This window comes from Pseudomonas sp. HMSC063H08, assembly GCF_001813645.1.
Taxonomy (GTDB): Bacteria; Pseudomonadota; Gammaproteobacteria; order Pseudomonadales; family Pseudomonadaceae; genus Pseudomonas; species Pseudomonas aeruginosa.
This window is the reverse complement of the sequence record NZ_KV813477.1, coordinates 1-5,340: the sequence shown is the minus strand read 5'-3', so window position 1 is coordinate 5,340 and position 5,340 is coordinate 1. Positions and strand designations below refer to the sequence as shown.

4 protein-coding genes and 1 pseudogene are annotated in these 5,340 nt (G+C 55.9%); 3 read left to right on the top strand and 2 right to left on the bottom strand.

The window, feature by feature from the left end; genetic code table 11:
* Positions 1 to 1,688 (bottom strand): Tn3 family transposase (locus HMPREF2924_RS20115; protein WP_256567964.1); only part of this gene is annotated, 1,688 nt, incomplete at its 3' end.
* Between the two features lie 263 nt (positions 1,689 to 1,951).
* On the opposite strand from HMPREF2924_RS20115, the gene HMPREF2924_RS34585 reads away from it, so the two are divergent.
* The 3 genes from HMPREF2924_RS34585 (at position 1,952) to HMPREF2924_RS34575 (ending at position 4,386) form a co-directional block, all read left to right on the top strand.
* On the top strand, positions 1,952 to 2,950 hold the full coding sequence (locus HMPREF2924_RS34585) for a pesticin C-terminus-like muramidase (RefSeq protein WP_023094874.1): 999 nt from the start codon (positions 1,952 to 1,954) through the stop codon (positions 2,948 to 2,950).
* Between the two features lie 13 nt (positions 2,951 to 2,963).
* Positions 2,964 to 3,629, top strand: coding sequence for a DUF3218 family protein (locus HMPREF2924_RS34580; protein ID WP_052155769.1), 666 nt, complete (start codon positions 2,964 to 2,966; stop codon positions 3,627 to 3,629).
* A gap of 82 nt (positions 3,630 to 3,711) precedes the next feature.
* On the top strand, positions 3,712 to 4,386 hold the full coding sequence (locus tag HMPREF2924_RS34575; protein ID WP_044286351.1) for a hypothetical protein: 675 nt from the start codon (positions 3,712 to 3,714) through the stop codon (positions 4,384 to 4,386).
* Between the two features lie 54 nt (positions 4,387 to 4,440).
* On the opposite strand, the pseudogene HMPREF2924_RS20100 reads toward HMPREF2924_RS34575, so the two are convergent.
* Positions 4,441 to 4,999: pseudogene (locus tag HMPREF2924_RS20100) on the bottom strand (recombinase family protein).
* Between the last annotated feature and the right edge of the window lie 341 nt (positions 5,000 to 5,340).

Below are 5,340 nucleotides of genomic sequence, written 5' to 3'. Positions count from 1 at the left end.
TGCGCCCGATCCGGCACCGCCGCATCCAGCGGGGTGATCTTCAGCCCCGACTCGGTGAGGATGGCATCGGGCAGTTCGTTGTCCTTGGCCAGGCGGGTGACGGTGGCCAACTGCTCGTCCAGCAACTGTAAACGCTCTTCCAGGTACTGGTCGCTGTTCGGGTTGATCGCCAGAGGCAGGGTCTGTGCGCGCTTGAGCGCGGCGAACTTCTCTGCCGGCAGCAGATAGTCGTCGAAGTCGCGGAACTGCCGCGAGCCCTTGACCCAGATGTCACCGGAACGCAGGGCGTTCTTCAGCTCGGACAGCGCGCAGATTTCGTAGAAACGCCGGTCAAGCCCTTCCGGGGTGATCACCAGCGGCTTCCAGCGCGGCTTGATGAAGGCGGTGGGGGCATCGGCCGGCACCTTGCGCAGGTTGTCGGCGTTCATCTCGCGCAGGGTCTGCACGGCTGCCAGCACGCCTTGCGCGGCCGGGGCGGCGCGCAATTCCAGCACCTCCAGCAGGGCCGGCGTGTAGCGGCGCAGGGTGGCGAAGTTCTCACCGACCAGGTTCAGGTGGTCGAAGCCCTCCGGCCGGGCCAGCAGTTCGGCCTCGCTGACGCTCTCGGTGAACTCGTCCCAGGGAATCACCGCCTCGATGGCGGCGTAGGGATCGCTGCCGCTTTCCTTGGCCTCCAGCAGGGCCTGGCCGATCTTGGAGTACAGGCGCACCTTGTCGTTGATCGCCTTGCCCTGCTTCTGGAACTGCTGCTGATGCTTGTGCTTCGCGCCGCCGAACAGCTTGACCAGGATGCGGTCGTGCAGATCGACCAGCTCATCAATCACAGTCGCGGTGCTCTCCAGTACCACGGCAGTTAGGGTCGCGTAGCGCCGTTGCGGCTCGAACTTGCCGAGGTCTTTGGGCGTCATCTGCCCACCCTCGCGGGCCAGCTTGAGCAGGCGGTTCTGGTGGATGTATCGGCCCAGGCCTTCGGGCAAGTCCACCAGTTGAAAGGTCTTCAGCCGTTCGATGTGTTGGAGCATGTACCGGGAATTGGGTTTCAGCGGTGCCTGCCGCAGCCAGGTCAACCAGGTGATGTTGCTGCCGGCTTTGAGCTTCAGCAGTTCGTCCAGTTTGGCTCGATGCGAGTGCGTGAGTGGATCGACCAGGGCGCGATAGACTCGCCGATTGGCTCGCGCAATGGCCTCCGAGCAGGCCCGGTCAATCACTCCCAGTGCCGGCAGAATGCGCCGCTTCTGCCGTAGGCTCTCCAGTGCTTGACCAGCCAGCAGCAAGCCCTTGTCGGTCTGCTGGGCCAGCTCGGTCAACTCGCGCACCAGGATGCGGAAGTCGGACAAGCCGAACGGCACCAGTTGCAGGTAGGAGCGCAGTTCCTGGGCATGCTCGCGGCGGGTCACGTCGCGCTCGCCGTACTTTGCCCAACTCACCGGGTCGGCCTGGACTTGCTTGGCCACCCACACGATGACCGGCTCGGGCAGCTCGCTGTCGGTGCCCAGCGCATAGCCGGGGTAGCGCAGCAGGCAGAGCTGCACCGCGAAACCCAGACGGTTGGCGTCGCCGCGCCGCTGGCGGATCAGCGACAGGTCGGAGTCGTTGAAGGTGTAGTAGCGGATCAGATCATCCTGGTTTTCCGGCAGCGCAAGCAGGGTGTCCCGCTCCATGGCCGAGAGGATCAAGCGACGCGGCATTTATCAGACGTCCGTGCGTAGGTGGTGGCAGAGAGTTTCCCGGCTGATATTAGGGATTGGAGAACAATAGAGCCAAAACCAACGTAAACAGAAATAAACACTGGCCCAACAATGCCACTACCGATTTGACGATCTCGGTTTACATAAAAACAAGGAGAATCAGTATGTTAATCACCCCAGACGAAGGTTAGGTTGACCACAGCGCTACCTTCTGAGGTTATGAGCCATAGATTATGGTCGAACCTATCAGAACGGATACAATGATGACTAAACTCTACTTTGATCTACTGAGCTCACCTGCTGAGGCTCATTCGTCGATACAGAAGTCTCTATCTGCGCAGGCACTCTCCACAACTGTTCCAATATTAGAGTTTCCTTCGGAAACCGTATACGCCTATGCCTCGTACATAAGTGCATTAAGTATCGGTCAACGTATCGATCCCGCATTCACCCAGAGCTTAACGAGTGCCATATCCAACCTGGCAGGTCGCCCGGTTGCAGTAAGCGATATTTACCAAAAAATTCATGAAACCACACTGAGAACACCTGTCGAGATGGGTGTTCGCCCTAATAGCATCACCTTCGAAGAGTATCAGACCGCCATAAATCAGCAAGCCATCAGCATGGCTCAAGATATGCAAGATGGAGACAAAGGTGAGAAGGTTGAGGCCCTTCAGGCCAACATGCAGTTCCTGTATGGACAGGAGATAAATACTGATTTCGTCGCTCGCAACGAACTCGCTGCTGGGCAGAGAGCGAAAACCGTAGCAATAGTTCAGGGACATATCACTATCGGGTACGGCTTCGATACCTTCGTGCATGAAGAGTCCGAGCTAAACTCTTTGAATCTGGTTGATTCTACACGACAGAAGGTGTTACCTGCATTGCAGCTATCAACGTCCGACCCAAATTTCTGGAGTGTCTATGCTTCGCTGGGACAACGTCTCACGGATGATGATGGGCTATTACTGTTCAGTGCCAAAGCGCGAGCGGTTGTTCAACATCTGGCAGGCGACCAGTTCTCGGGTAGATGGGAGGGTTTACCAGCAGCGGTCAAGACGGTCGTCCTTGACCTCTATTATCAGTATGGTCAATGGCAAAAATTCCCAAAATTCCAACAAGCAATCATCAGTCATGATTGGCCAGAAGCCATCCATGAGCTCCGTAACTGGAACGGCATGCCGAATGATCCGAACTTATCTGTTACCAAACGTTTAGAAGAGCGCGCTAAATACCTGGCAATATCCTTCAACTATGAGTAATGAGGACATGGACGTGAACGACGTAGTGAACCAAGCGGAACAGATCAATCTTTACCAGAATCCGGGGCAGTCTATTTCTGGTCTCTACAAGGGGTTGGCTAACCAGTGCTCTCCCGGCCAGCCATTTCCAGAGGCAGAGCTTGTGGAGGCTTGGGATATCCCTCTCGTGCTCCATCCGGAGTTTGTTCCTAATGGAGACGCCTCTCAACTCGATAAGGAATACGGAACGATCCTTGCTGCCGAGTCTGCTCAGATTATTCTGCTTCAACTCCAAATGGCTCAAGACAGGGCTAAGGCGTGCGGAGAAATTACAGCCTTGATCAGTTCTATCTCCTCCAACCTCAATACCGTCAAGAGTCGTCATGGTGCTAGCTATCTGAACTTGCTGAAACAATCACCGAACCGATACCCGACTAGCGTCGGAGTTGAGATTATGTCAGGTGGTAGCCCAAACCAGGATTCTGGAATCGAGGTCTCTTACGGTGCCAATCTCGCCCGGCTAACTCAATCACAACTTCAGTCGATGAACCTGCCTGCCAGCCTCAAACAACTGCTAACTCAGGGAATCGGTGTGAAGCTTTCTCAGCCTGAGTATTGGCCTGCTTACAACAATATAGCCGCTGGCATTCGTTATACAACCGGAATGGCGATAACGCTTGCCTATTGGGCAACGGTTTAGAGATAGTTGAGCATTAGGGAGAAAAGAACAGGTGCCCAGATCAATCTGCTCGTTCATTTTTTTGTCCATAATCGCGCCCACAATGGCCCTGGCTGCAAAAATTCCAGCAAATGAGTATTCGCTGGGGGATGGAAGAGGCTATATCAACATCTGGCCTGTACGGGATGGCTCTCAGGCATTTCTTATCCATAACGACGGCCCTAATGGGGCTACATGCGGACTCAAAGGGGTACTTAGAGATAATAAGGGAAAAGTTGGGTCGCCGGAAAAATCAAATTTATGCCTACTGCGCATTACCCAGACAGGGCTGTTGTCAGTAAGTGTCAAGCGTGAGGCCAACTCGCCAAGTTGCTCTGGCTGGTGTGGTCCTAGAGTTTGGTTTGAAGGAGCCTACAACGTCCCACCCAAGGGTTGCTACTACATGCAAATAAGGAAAAAGACTAGGCGCGTTTCAGACTTGGTTGAAAAAAAGGAATTTGATGCTGCCTTCTCACTATCCAAGGACCTTTTATCAAAATGTCGGACTGAGTTACCCGATAGCACCAAGATATATCAAACGAACTTGCTCGCCATGATCAGCGCTGAAAAGGGAGATAGTGCTCGCTGTCTGGAGTATGCCCGTTGGGTGCAAAAACAAATTCCCGTAAGAGATGACGGTCAGCCGGCTGAAGACTTGCTTCCGGCAGAGCATGCTTTCGCACTGGAGCAACGCGCCAAGGCTGATGCTCTGTCTGAGCGGTGCAGCGGCGAGAAGTAATGGCGCACGTAGTAGGCGCGTAGTTCACTCTTCCGACTCTGCCTGCGGCATGAATCACTCGTTCGTGCGGAGGTACTGGTAGAGGGTCTGCCGGCTGATGTTGAACGCGCGGGCGAGCTGAGCCTTGGGCTCACCGGCCGCTGCCCGCATCCACAAGGTAGCTGCCTGCTCGTCGGACAGGGCCTTTTTGCGGCCCCGGTACGCGCCGCGCTGCTTGGCTAGGGTAATGCCCTCGCGCTGCCGCTCGCGGATCAGTGCACGCTCAAACTCGGCGAAGGCCCCCATCACCGAAAGCATCAGGTTGGCCATGGGCGAGTCCTCGCCCGTGAAGACCGGCCCTCTTTCAGGAACTCGAACGCACACCGCGCTGGGTCAGCTTCTGCACCAGGCGGCGCAAGTCATCAAGGTTGCGGGCCAGGCGATCCATGTTGTGCACCACCACGGTGTCGCCCTCGCGGACGAAGCTCAGCAGCGCTTCGAGTTGGGGACGCTGGGTGTCCTTGCCCGAGGCCTTGTCGGTGAACACCTTGCTCACCTGGGTCTGTTCCAGTTGGCGTTCCGGGTTCTGGTCGAAGCTGCTAACCCGGACATAGCCGATACGGTGTCCCTGCAAAAAGCAGTTGGGGAACGTTCAATCTCAGCCGTTCCGAGGCTTCATTCTCAGAACCAAGACGCAAAGGCCTGCCGGTACCGGCATTGAGGCTTAGCGTACGATTTTTTCCGAATTCCGCGGGCTCCCCTACCAAGAGTAAGCCGATAGCCAGGGGGCGTGGTGGCCCATTTGGGGAAGCGATGAAGAGGTGCGGGCTTGTACCGGTTCGAGGAAGGAATAGACAGCAGACAGGAACGCTTCCGATGAGGCAGCAGGAAATCATCAACTCGTAAGTGGTGTATTTTTTCGAGCCGTGATTGAGCGCTGCCACGTACATAAGTAGGGGTGACGCCTGCATGTCC